This is a genomic window from Grimontia hollisae CIP 101886 (genome assembly GCF_000176515.1).
Lineage (GTDB): Bacteria > Pseudomonadota > Gammaproteobacteria > Enterobacterales > Vibrionaceae > Enterovibrio > Enterovibrio hollisae.
Genome location: NZ_ADAQ01000011.1, coordinates 318,733 through 340,713, shown reverse-complemented (window position 1 = coordinate 340,713; position 21,981 = coordinate 318,733). Strand labels below are relative to the sequence as shown.

21 protein-coding genes and 1 riboswitch are annotated in these 21,981 nt (G+C 48.3%); of the genes, 13 read left to right on the top strand and 8 right to left on the bottom strand.

Going from position 1 to position 21,981, the window contains the following annotated elements:
• Position 1: 1 nt before the first annotated feature.
• Positions 2-361, top strand: a complete 360-nt coding sequence (locus VHA_RS07835; protein ID WP_040528479.1) for an Hpt domain-containing protein — start codon at positions 2-4, stop codon at positions 359-361.
• Here the strand turns inward: VHA_RS07835 and yvcK are convergent.
• Both yvcK and VHA_RS07825 read right to left on the bottom strand, forming a co-directional pair.
• Positions 323-1,207, bottom strand: coding sequence for a uridine diphosphate-N-acetylglucosamine-binding protein YvcK (yvcK, locus tag VHA_RS07830; RefSeq protein WP_005503368.1), 885 nt, complete (start codon positions 1,205-1,207; stop codon positions 323-325). The genes VHA_RS07835 and yvcK overlap by 39 nt on opposite strands.
• Before the next feature lie 169 nt (positions 1,208-1,376).
• Positions 1,377-1,982: an LON peptidase substrate-binding domain-containing protein gene (locus VHA_RS07825; protein WP_229333285.1), complete on the bottom strand. Its 606-nt coding sequence runs from the start codon at positions 1,980-1,982 to the stop codon at positions 1,377-1,379.
• A 464-nt stretch (positions 1,983-2,446) separates the two neighbouring features.
• A riboswitch (molybdenum cofactor riboswitch) is annotated at positions 2,447-2,582 on the top strand.
• Here VHA_RS07825 and moaA point away from each other — a divergent pair.
• The 5 genes from moaA (at position 2,571) to moaE (ending at position 5,276) form a co-directional block, all read left to right on the top strand.
• Positions 2,571-3,557: a GTP 3',8-cyclase MoaA gene (moaA, locus tag VHA_RS07820; RefSeq protein WP_005503356.1), complete on the top strand. Its 987-nt coding sequence runs from the start codon at positions 2,571-2,573 to the stop codon at positions 3,555-3,557. It overlaps the preceding riboswitch by 12 nt.
• 37 nt (positions 3,558-3,594) lie before the next feature.
• Positions 3,595-4,107, top strand: a complete 513-nt coding sequence (gene moaB, locus VHA_RS07815; RefSeq protein ID WP_005503355.1) for a molybdenum cofactor biosynthesis protein B — start codon at positions 3,595-3,597, stop codon at positions 4,105-4,107.
• A gap of 3 nt (positions 4,108-4,110) precedes the next feature.
• Positions 4,111-4,590: a cyclic pyranopterin monophosphate synthase MoaC gene (gene moaC, locus VHA_RS07810; protein WP_005503354.1), complete on the top strand. Its 480-nt coding sequence runs from the start codon at positions 4,111-4,113 to the stop codon at positions 4,588-4,590.
• A complete protein-coding gene (gene moaD, locus VHA_RS07805; protein ID WP_005503353.1) occupies positions 4,587-4,832 on the top strand; it encodes a molybdopterin synthase sulfur carrier subunit in 246 nt (81 codons plus the stop codon). Before moaC ends, moaD begins: the two co-directional genes overlap by 4 nt.
• A 3-nt stretch (positions 4,833-4,835) precedes the next feature.
• Positions 4,836-5,276 carry a molybdopterin synthase catalytic subunit MoaE gene (gene moaE, locus VHA_RS07800; RefSeq protein WP_005503352.1) on the top strand — a complete coding sequence of 147 codons (441 nt, stop codon included), beginning with the start codon at positions 4,836-4,838 and terminating at the stop codon, positions 5,274-5,276.
• A 55-nt stretch (positions 5,277-5,331) separates the two neighbouring features.
• Here moaE and VHA_RS07795 read toward each other — a convergent pair whose 3' ends face one another.
• Entirely contained in the window at positions 5,332-7,869 is a 2,538-nt protein-coding gene (locus tag VHA_RS07795; RefSeq protein ID WP_005503351.1) for a glycosyl hydrolase family 18 protein, read from the bottom strand.
• A gap of 788 nt (positions 7,870-8,657) precedes the next feature.
• Between VHA_RS07795 and VHA_RS18955 the strand changes: the two genes are divergently transcribed.
• The 6 genes from VHA_RS18955 to oppF all read left to right on the top strand — a co-directional run bounded on the left by VHA_RS18955 (position 8,658) and on the right by oppF (position 15,113).
• A complete protein-coding gene (locus VHA_RS18955; RefSeq protein WP_162021947.1) occupies positions 8,658-8,837 on the top strand; it encodes a hypothetical protein in 180 nt (59 codons plus the stop codon).
• Positions 8,838-9,585: 748 nt separating this feature from the next.
• Positions 9,586-11,226, top strand: coding sequence for an ABC transporter substrate-binding protein (locus VHA_RS07790; RefSeq protein WP_005503349.1), 1,641 nt, complete (start codon positions 9,586-9,588; stop codon positions 11,224-11,226).
• Between the two features lie 71 nt (positions 11,227-11,297).
• A complete protein-coding gene (gene oppB / locus VHA_RS07785; protein WP_040528476.1) occupies positions 11,298-12,218 on the top strand; it encodes an oligopeptide ABC transporter permease OppB in 921 nt (306 codons plus the stop codon).
• Between the two features lie 13 nt (positions 12,219-12,231).
• The gene (oppC, locus tag VHA_RS07780; RefSeq protein WP_104439944.1) at positions 12,232-13,143 is read left to right on the top strand and encodes an oligopeptide ABC transporter permease OppC; all 912 of its coding nucleotides are present in this window, start codon (positions 12,232-12,234) and stop codon (positions 13,141-13,143) included.
• 9 nt (positions 13,144-13,152) lie between these two features.
• Complete coding sequence (locus tag VHA_RS07775; RefSeq protein ID WP_005503345.1) at positions 13,153-14,118, top strand: ABC transporter ATP-binding protein; 966 nt, start codon at positions 13,153-13,155, stop codon at positions 14,116-14,118.
• Entirely contained in the window at positions 14,118-15,113 is a 996-nt protein-coding gene (gene oppF, locus VHA_RS07770; protein ID WP_005503344.1) for a murein tripeptide/oligopeptide ABC transporter ATP binding protein OppF, read from the top strand. The genes VHA_RS07775 and oppF overlap by 1 nt, the downstream gene beginning before the upstream one ends.
• Before the next feature lie 62 nt (positions 15,114-15,175).
• Here the strand turns inward: oppF and VHA_RS07765 are convergent, their stop codons facing one another.
• The 5 genes from VHA_RS07765 to VHA_RS07745 form a co-directional block, all read right to left on the bottom strand.
• Positions 15,176-16,309 (bottom strand): ribosomal protein uL16 3-hydroxylase, encoded by a 1,134-nt coding sequence (locus VHA_RS07765; protein WP_005503343.1) that lies wholly within the window; start codon positions 16,307-16,309, stop codon positions 15,176-15,178.
• 124 nt (positions 16,310-16,433) lie between these two features.
• Positions 16,434-17,804 (bottom strand): adenylosuccinate lyase, encoded by a 1,371-nt coding sequence (gene purB / locus VHA_RS07760; RefSeq protein WP_005503341.1) that lies wholly within the window; start codon positions 17,802-17,804, stop codon positions 16,434-16,436.
• 22 nt (positions 17,805-17,826) lie between these two features.
• Positions 17,827-18,447 carry a high frequency lysogenization protein HflD gene (gene hflD / locus VHA_RS07755; RefSeq protein ID WP_005503340.1) on the bottom strand — a complete coding sequence of 207 codons (621 nt, stop codon included), beginning with the start codon at positions 18,445-18,447 and terminating at the stop codon, positions 17,827-17,829.
• Positions 18,448-18,460: 13 nt separating this feature from the next.
• Positions 18,461-19,573: a tRNA 2-thiouridine(34) synthase MnmA gene (mnmA, locus tag VHA_RS07750; protein ID WP_005503339.1), complete on the bottom strand. Its 1,113-nt coding sequence runs from the start codon at positions 19,571-19,573 to the stop codon at positions 18,461-18,463.
• Between the two features lie 97 nt (positions 19,574-19,670).
• Entirely contained in the window at positions 19,671-20,330 is a 660-nt protein-coding gene (locus tag VHA_RS07745; protein WP_040528473.1) for a pseudouridine synthase, read from the bottom strand.
• Between the two features lie 222 nt (positions 20,331-20,552).
• Between VHA_RS07745 and icd the strand changes: the two genes are divergently transcribed.
• Positions 20,553-21,800: an NADP-dependent isocitrate dehydrogenase gene (icd, locus tag VHA_RS07740; protein ID WP_005503337.1), complete on the top strand. Its 1,248-nt coding sequence runs from the start codon at positions 20,553-20,555 to the stop codon at positions 21,798-21,800.
• Positions 21,801-21,981: the final 181 nt, after the last annotated feature.

Here is a 21,981-nt window from a genome sequence, read left to right as displayed (position 1 = left end):
TATGGCGTCGAAGGGAAATCATGAGACGTTGCGGCGGCTGACAGTTGAAGTAGGTGAAGAGACAGTGTCTTCACTTCTCGTGGTATTTAGTGATGAACTAACTCGATATTCCGATCAACTTTCAGAAGCTCCCAGTGCGATGCAAGTGCGTGAAATAAGCCACGCCATCAAAAGCAGTGCCGCCAGTTTTGGGGCTGACGAGCTGGCTGAATTTGCACGTGAATGTGAGAGCCGCGTGAAGCAAGGACAGGAGTCATGGGTGCATGACCAACTGCCCCGCTTGACGTCTTTATTAGAAGGTACTGCAATACAATATAAAGCATTAGCAGGTCAGCAGGATCTGCTCGATCGCCTGGGATAATTTATCCCTGTCATGTCGCCACTGGTGGTTGGCAGACGCCAAATCTGTCACCACCTGTTGGTAAGTATTCGTCAAGGTCTCATCGACATCCGGTCCTAACAGCATATCGATTTTCCTTCCACCCATTGACCGTTCGCACCAGTTGAGCATTGTCTCCAGTGACATCTGGCCTGCGGGGCCGAATTCCTTACCTAGGTTACGGATGAACATGACTTTTGCGCGGGTTTGTTTCAGTGCCCGGCTGATCTCAGGCAGTAGCAAGGGGGGCATGACGCTGGTCAAAAAACTACCGGGGCCCAAGATCACCAAATCTGCGTCATGAATGGCCATAACAGCTTCTTTGGTGGCTGGTACAACAGGCTCTAACATCAGGCGTGCCGGTGGTTCTGGAAGCTCGTCAATGTCGGTTTCGCCCGCGATGATTTCGCCGCTCCTGGTTTGTGCAGCAAGATCTGCCGGGTGCTCAGACATCGGTACGATGTGGGTCGAGACTTTAAGCATATCCCGGATAAGATTGATGGCTTCAAGTGGCCGTATGGAGAGATTGTCTAAGGCAGTCAGCATAAGGTTCCCCAAGTTATGCCCGTCAAGCTCGCCATTCCCTTTGAAGCGGTATTCGAAAATCATTGAACCGATAGAAGGCTCAGTGATCAGTTGGTTTATGCAATTACGTGTATCTCCCCAGGCAATACCGCCCTGACAGGCACGGATCCGCCCTGTAGAGCCACCGTTGTCTGTTGTGGTCACAATACCGGTCACTGATTCGCCATGGTCACGTAGCGCCGAAAGAACACGCCCCAAGCCGTGTCCGCCGCCAATGGCAACAATATGTTTTTGTGGTGTCATCGCGTTTTATTTTTGTCGGTTTCTACAGCGTTATGCATAAATAATACGGCACAGCTCGAAAAAGGATTCGGATTTTCTCTTTTTCTTTTTATTTTTTAGGTTTTTGATCACGCAAAATACAAAAAAGACCAAAATTTCTGGTCTTTTTGACTGACATTGGTGGCTGTGCCTAATGAGGTTCTTTCATTAAGCTCAGCAAATACTCTGCTGTATCGCTACAAGTATGTGCAGCCATCAGTACCTGCTTTTCACTGGCGGGTATGGGCAGGAGCTCTAACCATCGCTGGCACAGCCAACTCAAATCATCAAAGTTAGGCTTTTTGTGTAAAGAACTGAGCTCGGGATAGCGCTCGAACATAATGAGCAAGCGCTCTGCCAGCGGTTGGGCATCGTTGCTTACAGCCCGTTCGGGCCAGGCGGGAAGGGTTTGGCAGACGGCTTCTACCACACCAGCACTGTTTTCCTTGATGGTGTCTATCACAAAGCTCTCGTGCCCACAAACAGTGATAGTGAGCGCACCGCTGTCCGATGCCACGTTGAAGTCTTCTATGGTGACTCTTGTACCGATGCCTGCACCAATAGGGCTGGTGTCATCCATACAAACGCCTATGTCCATGCCATTGCTCATTGCGTACTTCACGGTGTTCAGTTGTTCTCCTGGAGAGACCCGCAGGGGGAGCCGACCAGAAGGAAGAATATGGCGGTTGTTGAATAGAATTGGCAACGTGATTGTCATATTAGCTCCCGGTTTTGCTGACGGCTTGGCATTGCTCATTTGGGCCATCTTTTTATTGGATTAATATCGGAACTACTTAGATACCTGAGTGTTATCCCCAAACTGAATACTGCTCCTTTAGGTAGTTTGGGTATACAACCGACAGTGCAAATTCAATGCCCAGATACTACATGACTGATTTTGCATACATTTGACGACTAATGTTGCAAATTGCAATTCAAAATTGCGGTTTACAACAATGCAAAATGCAATGTGAGACCTGATTTTGCCTGTTTGAGTATGGTTAGGAATCCCGTATTTAGCCGGAATTTTTGTTCACCATTTTTCACAGTTTGGTTGTGGAGAAATTGTGCTTGATGGTGCCTAAAGGATCTGTTTGTGTTTTGAGATAGTGAAAAGAAAGTTAAATTATCAACAATTCTGCACGGGGTTTAAGGAGATTTCTTGTTTGCTGGGTACAAGGTTTGCTAAATTATGTACGAAGCTCCGGTTACAGAGAAACCGGATACAGATAACTCCGAAGCCTGTCTCGCTAAGTTTGACAGAATACGCGATTTAGGCCGTGACCCAGAGTCACCAGGGCGGCTATAGAAATGTGCCCGTCTCCCGTATTTGGAAAGGTGTTTTGTGGCTGTTCAATTTGAAGACTCCTTCAATCGCAAATTTTATTATTTGAGATTGTCTATCACTGATGTTTGTAACTTCCGTTGTACCTATTGTTTGCCGGATGGTTATAAACCTGCACACAAAAATTCCAGTTTCCTGACGTTGGAAGAGCTGCATCGTGTAGTGACGGCATTTGCTGATTGTGGTACATCCAAAGTACGCATTACGGGTGGTGAACCTACTTTGCGCAAAGATTTCACCGATATTGTTGCCATGATTGCAGCACAGGATGGTATCAAGAAGGTGGCAATGACCACTAATGGTTATCGCCTCGAAAAGCATGCTCAAGCTTGGCGTGATGCGGGGCTGACCAATATCAATGTCAGCGTCGACAGCCTTGATCCCCGAATGTTTCACCAAATCACCGGTGAAAATAAATTACATCAGGTCATGCGCGGTATTGATGCTGCATTTGACGCGGGGTTTGAGCAGGTGAAAGTCAATGCAGTTTTGCTTAAAAGCCTGAACAACATTGAGTTGCCTGCATTTCTTCGCTGGATTAAAGATAAACCTATCCAGTTACGTTTTATTGAGTTGATGCAAACCGGAGAGATGGATAGCTTTTTTGAGCGTCATCACCAGTCTGGTGTGTCGATTCGAAACTATCTGATCGCCAATGGCTGGTTGATGAAAGTGAGAAGCCAGAGTGATGGTCCTGCTGAGGTATTTTGTCATCCAGATTATCAGGGCGAAATTGGGCTTATCATGCCGTACAAGAAAAATTTCTGCGATTCTTGTAATCGCTTGCGCGTTTCGGCGCTTGGCAAATTGCACCTGTGTTTGTTTGGTGATTATGGCGTCGAGCTTCGCGACTTGTTGCAGGACGACTCACAAGAAGAAGCTCTGATTGCCCGTATCCAGTCGGCATTGGGTGAGAAGAAACAAAGTCATTTCCTAGACCAGGGGCATACAGGCATGACGCCGCATCTGGCATCTATCGGCGGTTAACGCTGTATCAGACATTAATCTGTTGAGGTTCAATCTTATGGGTCACGCTGTTACTGAATTTTCTCCGGCCAACATCGCCGTCCTTACTGTCTCTGACACTCGTACTGAAGAAAACGATACGTCAGGCAAGTTTCTCGTCGATGCGCTGCAGGAAGCAGGGCACATTCTGGCAGACAAAAAAATCGTGATTGATGATGTTTACCAAATCCGCGCTATTGTGTCTCAGTGGATTGCCGACGAAAAGGTACAAGCCATTGTGATAACCGGTGGTACAGGCTTTACTTCACGTGACAGTACGCCAGAAGCGCTCAAGCCACTGTTTGACAAAGAAGTGGAAGGTTTTGGCGAATTGTTCCGTGCAATTTCTTTCCAGGAGATCGGTACATCGACGATTCAGTCCCGTGCGATTGCCGGTTTTGCCAACCACACCGTTATCTTTGCGATGCCGGGCTCAACCGGTGCTTGCCGCACTGGTTGGAATGGCATCATCAAGCAGCAACTGGATGCAAGCCATCGTCCATGTAACTTCATGCCTCATCTGGGTAAGTAGTTCATGGGCGGCTTTACACATATTAATGCTTCCGGTGAAGCAAACATGGTGGATGTTTCCGGTAAAAAAGACACCGTACGTGAGGCCAGGGCTGAAGCGTATGTCGATATGGCGCCTGAAACGCTCGAGCTGATTGTTTCTGGTAAACATCACAAAGGTGATGTATTTGCAACAGCCCGTATCGCAGGTATTCAGGCGGCAAAACGGACATGGGATCTCATTCCATTATGCCATCCACTGATGCTATCTAAAGTGGAAGTGTCGTTGGAAGCGTTACCGGAAACATCACAGGTCCGTATTGAATCGGTGTGTAAACTGTCGGGTAAAACCGGTGTGGAGATGGAAGCATTGACTGCGGCTTCTGTGGCGGCGCTGACGATTTATGACATGTGTAAAGCCGTGCAAAAAGACATGGTGATTGGTCAGGTCAGGCTGTTGGAAAAAACAGGCGGTAAATCAGGGCATTTTAAGGTGAAACAATGATTCAGGTACTCTTTTTCGCACAAGTGAAAGAACTGGTAGGCACCGCTTCTATAGAACTGGAAGGGGAGTTTTCCTCCGCTGAAGAGATCCGCCAGCACTTGGTTAAAAAGGGTGACAAGTGGGCGTTGGCGCTGGAGCAGGGAAAACTGCTGGTGGCGATAAACCAAACCATTTCTGATCTGTCTTCACCGGTGAAAAGCGGTGATGAGGTGGCTTTCTTCCCGCCGGTGACCGGAGGTTAAGCAATGATCTCGGTACAGGAGCAGGACTTCTCAGTTGCAGAAGAGTACGAACGGTTGAATGATCACGCCGGTGACGGTGCGATAGTGACTTTTGTGGGCAAGGTGCGTGATATGAACCTTGGCGACAATGTAACTGGTCTGACACTCGAACACTATCCGGGGATGACTGAAAAGTCGCTTTCTAACATTGTCGAGCAAGCCAAAGGGCGTTGGCCTTTGACCCATGTACGTGTTATTCACCGTATTGGTGCATTGGACATTGGTGATCAGATTGTGTTTGTTGGCATTTCCAGCGCACATCGCAAAGCGGCATTTGAAGCATGTGAATTTGTGATGGATTACCTGAAAACTCAGGCACCGTTTTGGAAGAAAGAAAGGTTGGTAGCAAATGAGCGCTGGGTAGAAGCCCGTGACAGCGATCAGGAAGCTGCGAAACGCTGGTAAGCGGAACAGAAAGGGATGCTCGATGCATCCCTTTTAGTTTCTGGCTTGTCAGTGTTTATTGGCAGGTCGCTGGACCAAGCTCCTTCCAAACACCCCATTCGCCAGTTGTACCGGGTTCTTTATTGTTGGTCCACCACTTGGCTTTATACTCTTTACCCGCATGGGTCACGATGTCACCACCTGTGTATACCTGACCATCTACCCAAGCGTTGTCACAAACGGGATCAACTGGGTCAACAACGTCTTTTTTCAACACAGTCACAGTAGCCGTTGCACTGTCTTGCAGTTTGCCGTCAGAGACAGTGACCGTGAAATCAAACGCAGTATCAGCCGTAAACTCACCGGCAACAAAAGACAGTGTTGCGCCATTCTCCGTTGCATTGATGTTGGCTGAGTATGACCAAGTGTACGTCAACGAATCACTTTCTGCGTCAGAAGAACCGTTTGCGTCAATCAGTACAACGTCGCCGGCTTTTGCTGTCGCAGGGGCGCTAATCACGGCTTTAGGTGCAGTATTTACAGGATCAACCGGATCGGTTTTCGCTTTCGCATTAACAACAACCGTATCTACTGAGGTTGCTCCTTCGTTGTCAGTAACAGTCAAAGAAAACACGAATTGTGTGTCAACAGTCACTGCAGGAATGTCAGCAGAGGCAGACGCCGCATTGGTACCGGTCAGTGAAACCGCAGGGCCTGACGTCTGTTTCCAGCTGTAAGTAACAACCTGACCGTCTGTGTCTTTTGACGCTGAACCATCCAGTGTGACTGTGCCTGCAACGTTAACAGTGATATCCGCACCCGCGTTTGCGATTGGGGCTTTGTTTACAGGGTCAACAGGACCAGAGCCTGCAAGAGATTCTTGCATTGCGTTCAGGATATCACCGTTGTCAGCATCAATTTCCCATGCAAACAGACCGGCAAAGTTATTCTGACGAACATAGGCACCTTTCGCCATGACAGAACGCTTGTCATCATAGGTGATCAGATCGCCATTTGATGGGTCGTATACCCAAGGGGCATCTGCCTGCTCATCATAACCTTTTACGACGTTCGGGTTGTTGATGTACTTGGTAACGATATCTTTGTAATCAATAACGCCTGCTTCCCAGGAGCCTGCAACCTTACCGTTACCGACACCTGTCATTGGATTGGTAGGATCAGACATGCTCGCTTCAGTGACACCAGTCCAACCGCGACCATACATGGCTGCACCGACAACGAGCTTCTCAGGTGGTACGCCTTTTTCAAGAAGTAGATTCACGCCGTTTTTCGTGGTATACGCAGGGCCTTTGCGCGGCTTGCCTTCTGCATCAATCCCTTTGCCTGCACATTCGTCTGCGGACATATGGCTGCCACAGTCAAGCGCTGTTTGATGACCCAGTACATTGTTCCAACCGCCGTAGTAGTCGTAAGTCATTGCAAAGATATAATCCATGTAAGGAACGGCATCTACATAGTTCACGTCTTCAATCTTGTCATAGCCCACACCTACCGCGGATGTCAGCTCATAGGTTCGGCCAGTTTCTGCAGAAAGTTCGTCAAGCATGGCACGCAGGTCCTGCATTAGGATTGCGTAGGTGTCGCCATCTTTTGCTGGGTCGCCAAGGTTAGGGTTTGCCCCTGAGCCGCCTGGATATTCCCAGTCAATATCGACACCATCATAGAATTTCCAGGTTTGCAGGAAGCGCTTCACAGAAGCCACAAATTTGTCACGTTTTGTTTTATCGCCAAACTCGTAGAATGGGTCAGACAATGTCCAGCCGCCGATGGAAGGCAGGATCTTCAAGTCAGGGTAACGCTGTTTAAGCGCCATGATCTGGCCGTATGTGCCTTTGTAAGAGGAAGAGAAGGTTTGTCCAGATTGGGGGTGTGCCATTTGAACGGCTGCCCATGGGTCATGGATAACGACTTCATAATCTGGCAGGCCTGCACAGGCCCGGTTCAATGCAGCGAGGGGGCCATCATCAAGAGAAGGGTTGTTGCCACAAATGGGCACGAAGCCATATATGATATGCGTCAGGTTTTGAGCCGGGATTTTATCAACAGGGAATTTACGTCCGTAGACGCCCCATTCAACGAAGTAAGCACCAACAACTGTATTTGCTGGCGTGGTGTAGTTACCATTGTTCGGGTCAACATTCATTGGCAACGGGTCAAGGTGGCTACCGTCTGTGTCAGCGACGACAATGGGCTTTGGTTCACTTTGCGTACAGGATTGTGCAGCACCGGTGCCACTACATAGTTCAACCACCATATCGTATTTACCACCTTTGGTGACGTGCAAAATGGTGGATTCTTTCTGGCTTGCTGCTGGTGTAACGGCAGCTTCATGTACTACGTCACCATTCAGTAATACGCGCCAGGTATCTCCCGGCTCACCTGACCATCTATCCCAGGTGACGGGGACTTCGGCATACGGTTTTACCACGACCAGATCTTTATACGCCGTGGCGGCATCGTTCACTTCAATGATGGAAAAATTTGTTTCCATCCAAGAAATAGTGGGAGCACCAGGCGCTGCCATTGCTGGTGCAACAGAGACACCCGCTAGAGAGGCGGTAATCAACCCCTTCAGAAAAGCCCGTTTGTTCATCTTAATATCCCTCGAAAATTTATTGCGAGAATTATCTGTTCGCCGCATGAATAGAAGCCGATCTATGCCGACCCAGCTCAAATGGTTGGTAATAAATAGAAATGAAGCAAAAACAAAGAGTAAGTAATTAGAGGCACAGAGGAGAAAAGAAGATGCGTGAGTTGCATTGCGCGTGATTTTTTAACACAGTATCACAAAAAAATCGTTCTCTTTTTCTTTATCGAGAAAAAAGTGACGGACAAAAAATAACCTCTCAAGTGAGAGGTTATTTGTTTAAACCACGAAACTGTGTATCAACGAGTGCCTTTCGCTTTTTCTTCTTCGTTTGCCGGCTTTTTGGCAGAAGGAATAAAGCCATGTCGGACGCGAGAGCACAGAGGTCTGGAGTTAGAGCCAGCAGGTCTCATTATTTGATCGTCTCTTTTTATATGTTAAACACGAGGGTTTGCACCTCAGTGCCGATAAAACTGACTTCGTGCCGATAAAACTGACTTCATTACATCGGTACAGAGACATAGTGCTCAAAAATTAATATTTTAACAATTGAATGTGAGTCATATCTGTAATTAAAGCAAATAAAATATAACCAGTGTTATTTTTATTCCTTCATGTTATTAAAAAAGCGAAAATTAATGTTTTTAGTGGGTTGGGGCACGGTGTTCCATTGTTTCATTTATGATGCGTGATGGGCTGGATATTTTGCTACACTTTTTATGACGTAGTTTGGTGAGACTTTTCAATGCACCGATTGCATGTGCACTGTAGTTAAGTGTGCCATTGTGGAATGAATGAATCAGGAGGATCACATGGGGCATAGACGTATCAGTAATAAAAAAATGAAGCAGATGCTGCAAGAAGTGTTGCCAGATGGTATCCGGCAAGGCGGCAAAAGCGGCGCACTTGTGGAAGGTAAGGAGCAAAAGGATAGCCATCAAGATCCTCTTCTGATGCAAGATCAACAGAAATAGCGCTCGCACTCAAACCGATGAAAAAGCCAGTTGCTGTGACAACTGGCTTTTTTATACCCATCTCATTATTGCGGCATTAAATGCTTCTGTCTTCTATGGTCATGCTGACTGGAATCCCTCTTAAAAGGAAGTGATACCCTCGTAAAGGATGAAACCAGATACTTTCGCTGTAACCGACAACTGTTAGTGGTGCTGTGAGTAAACAAGTCAGTTAAAAGAGACGTAGATCACCTTATGCGGTAAAACGAGTTCAACAAAGAGCAAGGTTTTCCGTCAAATTCTTTTTTATCAATAAGTTACCTTTCTTTTTTTGTGTGTGTATTGAATACTGCAAATGAAGAGTTTTCATTCAAAAATGATGAACTTACAACCGGTTGATTATTTTTGGTTCGTCGTTTTTTTTCGATTTATGTTATGAAGTATACCAACAGCATTAGATTTTAATGCTTAAAAAATATCCTTATAACGCAGTATCTATAATTTTTCACTTCGATTCCTTTCTTCGCCGAATGAAATGTTCAATAGATTTCAATGAAATAGTATTTAACTCTGACAATCTCTTGATTGTTGGTTTTATGTGAAATCATTATTCATTTTCATGGTAAATTGCTTTGATACTTGGTAATGTTCCAAACAATTCTCCGTACAGCACCCAGTTTTTGTGGTAGTCAACGTTGTTTCACTGCCGGCTTAATTGGTGGCGGAGAATGTATGGATGCAACTAGAAAGATAAATTGGAGTATCTGCAATGTATAAAAACAAAATCACTCAGGGATTTTTATTTGGTGCGGGAATAGCTATTGCGGCCACCTCTTTCACTGCGACTGCTGCAGATGTACCTGCAGGTGTAAAACTGGCAGCCAAACAAGAACTTGTCCGTGGTAATGGCACAGAAGTTGCCTCGCTAGACCCACATAAAACAGAAGGCGTACCTGAATCTCACGTGTTACGTGACCTGATGGAAGGTTTGGTCATTCAGGACGCTGAAGGTAATACCATCCCGGGTGTTGCGGAATCCTGGAGCACAGAAGACAACCAGACGTTTATATTCAAGATTCGCAAAGATGCGAAGTGGTCAAATGGTGATCCGGTCACCGCACAGGATTTTGAATACAGTTTTAAACGTGTCGTCGATCCAAAAACCGCATCTCCTTATGCTTGGTACATCGAAAAAACCCAGATGAAAGGCGCAAAAGAGATCATTGCAGGGAAGATGTCGACGGATGCGCTGGGCGTGAAAGCGGTTGATGACTACACGCTGGTGATTGAAACGGAAGTGCCTTTGTCGTTCTTCGTTAAGATGCTGGCACACACCACCATGTACCCTGTTCACCAGGCAACGGTTGAAAAACATGGTGACTCTTGGACCAAGCCAGGAAATTTCGTGGGTAATGGCGCTTACACTCTGGCCGACTGGGTTGTGAATGAGAAAATTGTTCTTGAGCGCAATGAAAACTATTGGGATAACGGAAACACCGTTATCAACAAAGTCACGTTCCTGCCGATTGAAAACCAAAATGCAGAAATGAACCGCTTCCTGTCAGGCGAGGTTCATATGACGGATGAAATTCCAAATGAGCAGTTCCGTCGCTTGCAAAGAGATTATCCTGAAACAGTCGCTGTTTCACCCTGGTTGTGTACTTACTACTATGGCTTTAATACCCAACGGGAACCGTTTAATGACGCACGTGTCCGTAAAGCACTCTCTTACGCTATTGATCGTGACATTATTGCCAAGGCCATATGGGGACAGGGTCAGAAACCTGCTTACGCATTGACGCACAGTGGGGTGACTGGCTTTGCGCCGGATCTGCCTGAATACGCAAAGCTGACGCAAAAAGAGCGCATTCAAGAAGCAAAGAAACTGCTTGAAGACGCTGGTTTTGGTCCAAGTAACCCGTTGGACTTTACATTGCTTTATAACACCAGTGAAAACCATAAAAAGACTGCCGTGGCAATCCAATCCATGTGGAAGAAATCGCTTGGTGGTTATGTTGATGTCACGCTGGAAAATCAGGAGTGGAAAACGTATCTGGATAACAGCAAGCAAGGCAACTTTGATGTTCGCCGGGCAGGATGGTGCGCAGACTACAACGAAGCGTCAGCATTCTTGGCCATTGGTAAGACGGATAATGGCAACAACGATCAGAAATACTCCAGTGCTGTGTACGACAAAGCGCTGAACGATGCCATGACGACTGCCAAATCAGAAGCAGAGCGCAATGCGTTTTACGCCAGAGCAGAAGCTGAGCTCGCGAAAGATATGCCTATTGCGCCGATTTTTGAGTATGTAAAAGCGCGTCAGGTTTCACCGAAAGTAGGCGGTTATCCGATCACTAACCCGCAAGACAGTCTCTATTCGAAAGACATGTATATTATCGCAGAATAATAACGAGCAGTGCCATGCGTTTGCAGAGAGTTGCAGGCGCATGTTTTTTAGAACATTGAGTAGGATGCTTTATGTTTCGATTGATTTTTACTCGTACACTGGAAGCGATACCAACCCTCTTGGTATTGATTACGATTTCATTTTTCTTGATGCGGTTTGCGCCAGGAAACCCGTTCACCTCTGAAAAACCATTACCGCCTGAAGTGATGCAAAATATCAATGCCAAATATGGCTTTGATAAGCCTTTACTTGAGCAATACACAACCTATTTAACAAGCATTGCGCAAGGCGACTTTGGCCCTTCTTTTAAATACAAAGATTATACTGTCAACGAATTGGTTAGTGCAGCGTTGCCCGTATCAGCCAAAGTTGGTTTTTTTGCTTTTATTGTGACTGTTATTGTGGGTGTCACGGTCGGCACTATCGCCGCGTTGCGGCAAAACAGTTGGGTGGACTACCTCATTATGTCCACATCGATGTTTGGGGTCGTTTTGCCTTCCTTCGTACTTGCCCCGGTACTGATTTATATCTTCTCAATTGGTTTGGGCTGGTTGCCGGCAGGCGGCTGGAATGGCGGTGCAGTCCAGTACATGATCTTACCGATTGTCGCGATGTCCTTTCTTTATATCGCTACGTTTGCGCGGATTACCCGTGGAAGCATGATTGAAACCCTGAACAGTAACTTTATCCGTACCGCGAAAGCGAAAGGCCTGAGTATGCGATACATCGTTATCAAGCATGCACTGCGTCCGGCACTTCTCCCCGTGGTCTCGTATATGGGCCCGGCATTTGTCGGCATCATCACCGGCTCGGTGGTGATTGAAACTATTTTCGGTTTGCCGGGTATCGGAAAGCTGTTTGTCAACGCCGCCTTTAACCGAGACTACTCGCTGGTATTGGGGATCACTATCCTGATTGGTGCGCTGTTTATCATCTTCAACGCCATTGTTGACATCTTGTTGGCCTGGCTGGATCCGAAGATTCGTTATTAAGGTTTTAATTATGTTGTTAAAAAGAGATGAAAATAACGAAGCGATCGAGAATTTTTCTGCCAAGCTCGAGGTAGAAGGTCGCAGTCTTTGGCAGGATGCACGCATTCGTTTTATGCGGAACAAAGCGGCGATGACCAGCCTTCTGATCCTGCTATGTATCACCACTTGGGTATTGATTGGCCCGTTATTTGCCACGTATGCATTCGATGATACCGATTGGTATGCGATGCATGCAGCGCCTTCGTTCGGTGAAGGTGGTCACATATTTGGTACTGATGCGCTGGGTCGTGATCTCTATGTCCGTACCCTGATGGGCGGTCAGATTTCCCTGATGGTCGGCCTGATGGGAGCACTGGTTGCGGTGGTCATTGGGACTATCTATGGTGCGACCTCAGGGTATATCGGTGGTCGTACTGACCGCGTGATGATGCGTATTCTCGAAATTCTCAACGCTATCCCCTTTATGTTTTTGGTTATCGTTTTAGTAACCTTCTTTGGCCGCAACATTTTCCTGATTTTCGTGGCTATCGGTGCCATTGCCTGGCTGGATATGGCGCGTATTGTTCGTGGTCAGACGCTCAGCCTGCGAAACAAGGAATTTATCGAGGCGGCACACGTGTGTGGCGTGAGCACCCGAAACATCATTCTCCGTCATATCGTGCCAAATGTGCTGGGTATTGTGGCGGTTTACTCCACCTTGCTTATTCCGACGATGATTCTTATCGAATCGTTCCTCAGCTTTCTGGGTCTGGGTGTTCAGGAGCCGATGACAAGCTGGGGCGCATTGTTGCAAGAAGGTGCCCAAACCATGGAACTGGCTATCTGGCAACTGGCTTTCCCCACCCTGTTTATGGTCACCACACTGCTTTGCTTTAATTACGTGGGTGATGGTTTGCGCGACGCGTTGGATCCAAAGGATCGATAAGGAGGAAGTATGAGCCTGTTAGATGTAAAAGATCTGCGCGTTGAATTTAAGACCCAGGATGGGTTGGTCACCGCTGTCAACGACCTGAATTTTTCCCTAGATCGTGGTGAAACCCTGGGCATCGTCGGCGAGTCCGGTTCAGGTAAAAGCCAGACCGTGTTTTCCATCATGGGACTGCTGGCAAAAAATGGCGTTGTCTCGGGCAGCGCGAAATTTGAAGGCAATGAAATCCTGAATCTGCCAGAAAAAGCACTCAATAAAATCCGTGCAGAACAAATTGCGATGATTTTCCAGGATCCCATGACGTCACTGAACCCGTTCATGAAGGTGAGCGATCAGTTGATGGAAGTGCTCATGTTGCACAAAGGCATGGGAAAAGCAGAAGCATTTGAAGAATCAGTGCGCATGTTGGAAGCGGTGAAAATCCCCGAAGCGCGTAAGCGTATCACCATGTATCCACACGAGTTTTCCGGCGGTATGCGCCAGCGTGTGATGATTGCCATGGCGCTGCTGTGCCGGCCGAAACTGCTGATTGCTGATGAACCGACAACCGCATTGGATGTCACCGTTCAGGCGCAAATTATGGAACTGTTGAATGAACTGAAATTGGAATTCAACACCGCAATTATTATGATCACCCATGATCTGGGCGTTGTTGCCGGCTCCTGTGACAAGGTGCTGGTGATGTATGCCGGCCGAACCATGGAATATGGCAAAGTAGACGAGATTTTCTACACGCCGAGCCACCCATATACAGAAGGCCTGTTAAAAGCGATCCCACGCCTGGACACGGAAGGGGGCGTTTTGCCAACCATTCCGGGTAACCCGCCAAACCTGCTTAAACTGCCACCGGGCTGTCCCTATCAGGACCGCTGTCATCGTGTGAGTGACCGCTGTAAGAAGGAATCTCCGGCCCTGATGCCATTTGCTGATGGTCGTTTACGGGCATGTTTTTCTGATCAGGAGGCTTGGTAATGAGTGCGACGGATAAAAAGCTGCTGCTTGATATTGAAGACCTGAAAGTGCACTTCAGCATCGCGGCGAAATCAGCCTGGCCTTGGGCAAAGCCTGCTACCTTGAAAGCAGTGGATGGTGTCAACATCAAACTGTATGAAGGCGAGACGTTAGGTGTTGTTGGTGAGTCTGGTTGTGGGAAGTCTACCTTTGCCCGCGCTGTTATTGGCTTGGTGCAAGCAACGGAAGGGCAGGTTGTGTGGCTGGGTCAGGACTTAACCAGGTTGAATGGCAACAACCTGCGTGAGAAACGCAAAGAAATCCAGATGATTTTCCAGGACCCACTGGCGTCCCTAAATCCACGTATGACGGTTGGCGATATCATTGCTGAGCCATTGAAAACCTTCTACCCTGAGCTTTCCAGGGAGGAAGTGAAACAGCAGGTACAGGCAATGATGACCCGTGTGGGTCTGTTGCCAAACGTCATCAACCGTTACCCACACGAATTCTCCGGCGGTCAGTGCCAGCGTATCGGTATTGCCCGTGCGCTGATCCTAAAGCCAAAGCTGGTGATTTGTGATGAACCGGTTTCTGCGCTCGATGTGTCGATTCAGGCGCAGGTGGTCAATCTGCTGAAAGAGCTTCAACAAGAGATGGGTCTGAGCCTTATCTTTATCGCACATGATCTGTCGGTGGTGAAACACATCTCTGATCGCGTGCTGGTGATGTATCTGGGGAATGCGGTAGAGCTGGCAGAAGGCAAGGAGCTGTTCGACAACCCACAGCATCCTTACACCAAAGCCTTGATGTCAGCGGTGCCGGTGCCGGATCCTGAAAAGGAGCGCAACAAGGAAATACAGCTTTTGGAAGGGGAGTTACCTTCTCCTATGAACCCACCTTCGGGCTGTGTATTCCGTACCCGTTGCCCTCAGGCCAATGATGCCTGCGCACAGCAAAAACCAACACTGGAAGGAACCGATTTCCACGCCGTTTCCTGCCTTCAGGTTCACCTGTAACGGGAAAACTGATACGAAAAAGCCTTCCAAACGGAAGGCTTTTATCGCGAAAATTCGGCGGTTTAGGCTTGTGGATACCAAAGCCCCTGATTGCAGAGATCCAGCAACAGTGCCAGTAGGGCAGGGTTATTGGCAATGGCACCTAAATCTTCACCCGAGAAATATTCTTTGTCACAGAAGACGTTCGCTGCGGCTTCACAACCTTCTGGCAGTTCAATCGTTTCGCCGTTGATAAAAATCACTGAAGGGTTGGCTTCGTGATACAGCGCTTTCAGGCCAGACACTTTCTCCAGATACAGGCCATCTTCCAGAAATTGTTGAAGTTCGTCCGACTGCCAGGGTGGATCGGCTGGCATGATGTCAAGCTCATGGCGCGACTGGCTAAGCTGCTCACCTATCCAGCGTGCTTTGGCCTCTTCATCATTGACGAGCCTCATCAGCATGTCGTTGAGCGCGTTATATTCCGCCGTTGGGATCATGCCGTGTTCATTACGGGTTTGCAGGTTTGGATCGTAGTAGTGCTTGTCACCCAACTCGTTGGTCAGCACATAGTCGGCGAAGCCATTCAGCAGCTCTTGTTTTTTCGGTGAACGGTAGCCGACCGAATAGCTCAGTGATACTTCAATGGTGTTTCCTTCATGTGGGAACCCCGGCGGAATATAGAGAATGTCACCCGGCTCCAGGATTTCATCAATGATGGGGTCGAATCCTTCAATTTGTCGAAGCCCAGTGTGATGGTTGGCATCTTTGTACTCGCCTTTGTCACCGACACGCCAGCGACGCTTACCCATGCCCTGGCAGATAAACACGTCGTACTGGTCGATATGTGGGCCGACACCGCCTTCCGGCATCGACAGGCACACCATCACATCATCAAACAACCAGTTCGGCAGACCACGGAATGGCTCTGCCAATGCGCGGGGACCTGGGTGCCAGTGGTTGGCGGCCTGGACAATCAGCTGTGAGTGTGTGTCCGGGAAGCTTTCAAAGCTCTCAAAAGGCCCATGCTGGACGTTCCATTCATCGTTCAGGTTGGAGACAAAGCGGGAGTCGATCTCTTCTTCCATGGCAAGGCCTGCCACTTCATCCGGGGTGATAGGGTCTTCAAAGTCGATAAAACCGCTTTTTATCACTACCGGCTCTTTGTGCCAGAAGCGGGTAAGGAATTCGTTCAGGTCGAAATTTAACTGATACATAGAAAGAGTGCTGTTTCTCAAAGTTAGAGGCAATTATATACCCTTGCCAATGCCGCGTCAGAACACGGTGAAAATAAAAAGCCCGAACACTGGCGTATTCGGGCTTTTTGACTGAAGTGCTGAATTACAGCGCGTCAGTCAGCTTGATCGCATCGCCAATATAGTTTGCTGGCGTCATTGCTTTCAGACGTGCTTTTTCGTGCTCTGGCAGTTCCAGTCCGTCGATGAACGCGCGCATGCCTTCGCCGTCTACACGCTTGCCACGGGTCAGCTCTTTCAGCTTCTCGTAAGGCTTTTCAATGCCGTAACGGCGCATCACGGTTTGTACCGGCTCAGCCAGCACTTCCCAGTTTCTGTCCAGCTCTGCTTCCAGCGCTTCGCGGTTTACTTCCAGCTTGCTGATCCCTTTCAGGGTAGAGGTGTAAGCGATGATGGCATAGCCCACGCCCACGCCCAAGTTACGCAGAACAGTAGAATCCGTCAGGTCGCGCTGCCAGCGGGAAATTGGCAGTTTTTGCGCTAGGTGGCCGAATACGGCATTCGCCAGACCCAGGTTACCTTCTGAGTTTTCAAAGTCGATCGGGTTGACCTTGTGCGGCATGGTGGAAGAGCCGATCTCACCTGCAATGGTTTTCTGCTTGAAGTGACCCAGTGCGATGTAACCCCAAACGTCACGATCGAAATCAATCAGGATGGTGTTGAAACGGGCAATCGCGTCGAACAACTCTGCAATGTAATCGTGCGGTTCGATTTGCGTGGTATATGGGTTCCAGGTGATGCCAAGGGATTCAGTGATGAATTCTTCGCTGAACTTGTGCCAGTCCACGTCAGGGTAAGCAGATAGGTGGGCGTTATAGTTGCCCACCGCGCCATTGATTTTACCCAGGATTTCTACGTTTTCGATTTGCTTGTATTGACGCTCCATACGGTACGCCACGTTCGCCATTTCTTTACCCATGGTGGATGGAGATGCTGGCTGGCCGTGGGTACGGGAAAGCAGTGGGACATCACGGTATTCCGCCGCCAGTGCCTTGATGGCGTCAATCACGTTGCGGATTTCTGGCAGGATAACGGTGTCACGCGCTTCTTTCAGCATAAGAGCGTGCGAGGTGTTGTTGATATCCTCCGAGGTACAGGCAAAGTGAATGAACTCGTTTACTGCATGCAGTTCAGCGTTTTCCGCCACTTTTTCTTTCAGGAAATACTCAACCGCTTTCACGTCATGGTTGGTGGTACGCTCAATCTCTTTGATGCGCATAGCGTCTGCTTCGCTAAACTCGGCAGCAATTTTGTCAAGCAGTGCATTGGCTTCTGCACTGAATGCCGGTACTTCCTTGATAGCATCTGTTGCTGCCAGCTTTTGTAGCCAACGGATTTCTACGATAGTGCGGTATTTCAGTAAGCCAAATTCACTGAAGATAGAACGTAACGCAATCGTTTTCGTCCCGTAGCGGCCATCAACCGGTGAAATAGCTGTCAGTGCTGACAGTTCCATGGGTTTTCTCCTGAATTAAATATTACGAATGTCTGGCTAGGATGATTTTGGCCTGCTCGATCATTTGTTTGCGGCCAAAGATGAGATGACGGCGCTTGCCACCTACCTGACGCCACAGGACAGCAGCGCGGATCCCAGCAAGCAGCAGGGCGCGTACTTTATGTTGCACGCCGGTTTGCTGAAGCTGGGCAGGGTTGCCGGTAACCTGGATTCTCGGGCCCAATGGGCTGATAGTATCGAGGTAAATGCTGGCAAGGTTGCTGATCATTTGATCATCGAGCAGTTCAAAGTGTTGAACCTGACGCTGGACGGTTTCGATACGGTCCGAAAGCTGGGCAAGGCTGTCACGGCGACCGGACAGTTTGCGCTCCAGCGCGAGGAGATTAATCAGATAACGGGTTAGCTCACTGCCTCCGGGGCTGTTATCCAATTCATTAATCAAGGTATTCAAACCTACGGTGAGGTTTTCTTCGCTGCCGAAAACCTCCAGGGTTGATGAGGGATTCGTGAGGATAATACTGTTCAAGCTGGCACTCAGCGCGTCGTAATCACAACTTCCCTTGCGTGCTATTTCCTGAACCAGTTTGACGGATTGACAGATACCTGCGAACGCGATGGTACGATCAAACAAAGTATTAGCCACAGATGAATGCTCCTTAAATACGCTGTTCGATGATGCCGCCACCCAGGCAAACATCACCGCTGTAAAATACCGCTGACTGACCAGGAGTAACCGCTGCTTGCGGTTCATCAAAGATCACTTTGATCTGATCGCCATCAATGGGCTCGATGGTACATGATATGTCCTGCTGGCGGTATCGCGTTTTTACGGTGCACTTCAATGGTTCAGTCATTGTTTTACGATCCACCCAGTGCAGCTGTGCGGCAATCAGACCTTTCGAGAACAGGCGCGGATGATCATGGCCCTGCGCAACAATCAATACATTGCGTTCGACATCTTTATCAACCACGTACCAAGGCGCCTCGTTGCCGTTACCGCCTTTCTGTCCACCAATGTGCAGACCTTTGCGCTGACCCAGAGTGTGATACATCAAGCCCTGGTGCTCGCCAATCTTTTTACCGTCAACGGTTTCAATAATACCCGGTTGCGCAGGTAGGTACTTAGACAGGAAGTCAGTAAACTTACGCTCACCGATAAAGCAGATGCCTGTGGAGTCTTTCTTTTTCGCGGTGACCAGCCCTTGTTCTTCTGCAATACGGCGCACTTCTGGCTTTTCCAGATCGCCTACCGGGAACAGGCTGCGGGCAACCTGATCGTGGCTTAGCGTATAAAGGAAATAGCTCTGGTCTTTGTTACTGTCGAGACCGCGGAGCATTTGTGCCTTTTCACCTGTCTTGGTTGGGAAGGTACGGCGCACATAGTGGCCCATTGCAATGTAGTCTGCTTCCAGTACTTCATCAGCAAACTCAAGAAAGGCTTTGAATTTAATTTCTTTGTTGCACAGGATGTCTGGATTCGGCGTGCGACCGGCTTTATATTCGGTCAGGAAGTGCTCGAACACATTGTCCCAGTACTCTGCGGCAAAGTTGATAGTGTGAAGCGGGATCTCCAACTTGTCGCAAACGGCCTGTGCATCGGCCAGATCTTCCGCCGCCGAGCAATACTCGTCGTTATCATCTTCTTCCCAGTTTTTCATAAACAGGCCTTCTACCTGATAGCCCTGTTGCTTCAGTAAATAAGCGGACACTGAGGAGTCGACGCCGCCGGACATACCGACAATAACTTTTTTGCTGCTGTTATCTGACATGACGAAATTTCTAGCTCCAATAAAATCGGGGGCAGAGTTTAACAGAAACCTTTACACGGTTACAGATGAGATGTGAATCACAAATTGATTGCACACATTAATTGCGCACAGGTGGCGGCACTTCGCGCCATTCGCCGGGTTGAAGGCCGTCAACGGTCCAGTGGCCCATTTGATAACGTACCAGACGAAGTGTTGGGTGACCTACCGCTGCTGTCATCCGCCGGACCTGACGGTTTCTCCCCTCTGTCAGTGTAATCGAAAGCCAGGTGGTCGGCACAGAAGGGCGGTGGCGGATAGGTGGATTACGATCCCAAATCGCCGGCTCGTCCATGATTTCAACGATGGCTGGCAGTGTCCAACCGTCTTTTAGCTCCACACCATTGCGGAGTGACTTGAGCGCGTTTTCTGAAGGAATGCCTTCAACCTGTACCCAATACGTTTTGGCCGATTTCGACTTAGGTTGGGTCAAACGTGCCTGCAAAATACCGTCGTTGGTCAATACCAGTAACCCTTCACTGTCTTTATCGAGGCGGCCTGCAGGATACACGTCTTTAACCGGGATAAAGTCCGCCAGCGTGGCATCGCCGGGCTCGCCAGTGAACTGGGTCAAAGTATTGAAAGGCTTATTGAATAGAATAACTCTTGTTGGCCCCTTCGAACGTGCAGATTTGTCAGTGCGTCGACGTGAAGAGCGTCGAAAGTTTGGTTTTGAAGATGGCGCTTTCGCGCCGCGTTTCTGGGTGGTTTTAAACGTCATTAGGTTGTGTCAATCGGGTCGGGTAACAAATGAGACCTTAGTATTATACATGGAATAATGTGATTGGCGTGTTGCTGGAATTACAGTATTCTTTTGCCCGCATGTTATACCAGACAGAACCATTAACTGACGTGCTACAAAGGAAAATCAGTCGATCGGGTGTGACAGAAAATTGTTCTGTCTGGTCAGCGCAAAATAACAAATGGACGCTAGGAGAATTAAATGGAAAGTAAAGTAGTCGTACCAGCTGGTGAGAAAATTGCGGTAGAAAACGGCAAGCTGGTCGTTCCTAACAACCCAATCATCCCTTACATTGAAGGTGACGGTATTGGCGTTGATGTTAGCCCTGCAATGCTCAAAGTTGTAGATGCGGCAGTCGAAAAAGCTTACGGTGGTGACCGTAAGATCTCCTGGATGGAAATCTACACGGGTGAAAAGTCGACGCAAGTCTATGGTGAAGACCAATGGCTGCCAGCAGAAACACTGGATTTTATTCGTGAATACAAAGTGGCAATTAAAGGTCCTCTGACTACCCCTGTAGGCGGTGGTATTCGTTCTTTGAACGTTGCACTGCGCCAGGAGCTGGATCTGTATATCTGTGCGCGTCCAGTGCGCTATTTCGACGGTGTGCCAAGCCCGCTTAAACACCCAGAATTGACAGACATGGTTATCTACCGTGAAAACTCGGAAGATATTTACGCAGGTGTTGAGTTCAAAGCTGGCACGCCAGAAGCTGACAAAGTGATCAAATTCCTACGAGACGAAATGGGCGCAACGAAAATCCGTTTCCCACAAGAGTGTGGTATCGGTATTAAGCCTGTCTCTGAAGAAGGGACTAAGCGCCTGGTTCGCGCAGCTATCCAATACACTATCGATAACGATCGTGCGTCGATGACTCTGGTGCACAAAGGTAACATCATGAAGTTTACCGAAGGTGCGTTCAAAGACTGGGGTTATGAAGTCGCGAAAGAAGAGTTTGGGGCAGAGCTGCTGGACGGTGGCCCATGGATGAGTCTCAAGAACCCGAACACAGGCAAAGAAATCATCATCAAAGACGTGATTGCTGATGCATTCTTACAGCAAATCTTGCTTCGTCCTGCGGAATACGATGTGATTGCCACCATGAACCTGAACGGTGACTACATCTCTGATGCACTGGCGGCACAGGTAGGTGGTATCGGTATCGCTCCGGGTGCGAACATTGGTGACGGCGTTGCACTGTTTGAAGCAACGCACGGTACTGCACCTAAATATGCAGGTCAGGATAAAGTAAACCCTGGCTCTCTGATCCTGTCTGCAGAAATGATGTTGCGTCACATGGGTTGGACTGAAGCGGCCGACCTTATTATCAGTGCAATGGAAAAAGCGATCAGCAATAAGACGGTGACTTATGACTTTGAGCGTCTGATGGACGGTGCAACACTGCGCAAGTGCTCTGAGTTCGCGCAAGACATGATCGACCAAATGTAATCTGTCTTTCGGTTAAAGAAGAACCCGGCTCAAGCTGGGTTTTTTTATGCAAAGTGTTCGGTAAGAAGCAGCAGGTTGGGTATTTTACGGGTAACGGATAACATTGAATAAGTCTCTATTGGCAATCACAGGGGATACTACTGAAGGTTGGGGACTGGTAGAGGTAAGAGAACGCCAACAA

Excerpts from the sequence above, each read along its gene's own strand:
- VHA_RS07835 (WP_040528479.1), top strand. The coding sequence starts at position 2 with ATGGCGTCGAAGGGAAATCATGAGACGTTGCGGCGGCTGACAGTTGAA.
- yvcK (WP_005503368.1), bottom strand. The coding sequence starts at position 1,207 with ATGACACCACAAAAACATATTGTTGCCATTGGCGGCGGACACGGCTTG.
- VHA_RS07825 (WP_229333285.1), bottom strand. The coding sequence starts at position 1,982 with ATGAGCAATGCCAAGCCGTCAGCAAAACCGGGAGCTAATATGACAATC.
- moaB (WP_005503355.1), top strand. The coding sequence starts at position 3,595 with ATGGGTCACGCTGTTACTGAATTTTCTCCGGCCAACATCGCCGTCCTT.
- moaC (WP_005503354.1), top strand. The coding sequence starts at position 4,111 with ATGGGCGGCTTTACACATATTAATGCTTCCGGTGAAGCAAACATGGTG.
- moaD (WP_005503353.1), top strand. The coding sequence starts at position 4,587 with ATGATTCAGGTACTCTTTTTCGCACAAGTGAAAGAACTGGTAGGCACC.
- moaE (WP_005503352.1), top strand. The coding sequence starts at position 4,836 with ATGATCTCGGTACAGGAGCAGGACTTCTCAGTTGCAGAAGAGTACGAA.
- VHA_RS07795 (WP_005503351.1), bottom strand. The coding sequence starts at position 7,869 with ATGAACAAACGGGCTTTTCTGAAGGGGTTGATTACCGCCTCTCTAGCG.
- VHA_RS18955 (WP_162021947.1), top strand. The coding sequence starts at position 8,658 with ATGAATCAGGAGGATCACATGGGGCATAGACGTATCAGTAATAAAAAA.
- VHA_RS07790 (WP_005503349.1), top strand. The coding sequence starts at position 9,586 with ATGTATAAAAACAAAATCACTCAGGGATTTTTATTTGGTGCGGGAATA.
- oppB (WP_040528476.1), top strand. The coding sequence starts at position 11,298 with ATGTTTCGATTGATTTTTACTCGTACACTGGAAGCGATACCAACCCTC.
- VHA_RS07775 (WP_005503345.1), top strand. The coding sequence starts at position 13,153 with ATGAGCCTGTTAGATGTAAAAGATCTGCGCGTTGAATTTAAGACCCAG.
- oppF (WP_005503344.1), top strand. The coding sequence starts at position 14,118 with ATGAGTGCGACGGATAAAAAGCTGCTGCTTGATATTGAAGACCTGAAA.
- VHA_RS07765 (WP_005503343.1), bottom strand. The coding sequence starts at position 16,309 with ATGTATCAGTTAAATTTCGACCTGAACGAATTCCTTACCCGCTTCTGG.
- purB (WP_005503341.1), bottom strand. The coding sequence starts at position 17,804 with ATGGAACTGTCAGCACTGACAGCTATTTCACCGGTTGATGGCCGCTAC.
- mnmA (WP_005503339.1), bottom strand. The coding sequence starts at position 19,573 with ATGTCAGATAACAGCAGCAAAAAAGTTATTGTCGGTATGTCCGGCGGC.
- VHA_RS07745 (WP_040528473.1), bottom strand. The coding sequence starts at position 20,330 with ATGACGTTTAAAACCACCCAGAAACGCGGCGCGAAAGCGCCATCTTCA.
- icd (WP_005503337.1), top strand. The coding sequence starts at position 20,553 with ATGGAAAGTAAAGTAGTCGTACCAGCTGGTGAGAAAATTGCGGTAGAA.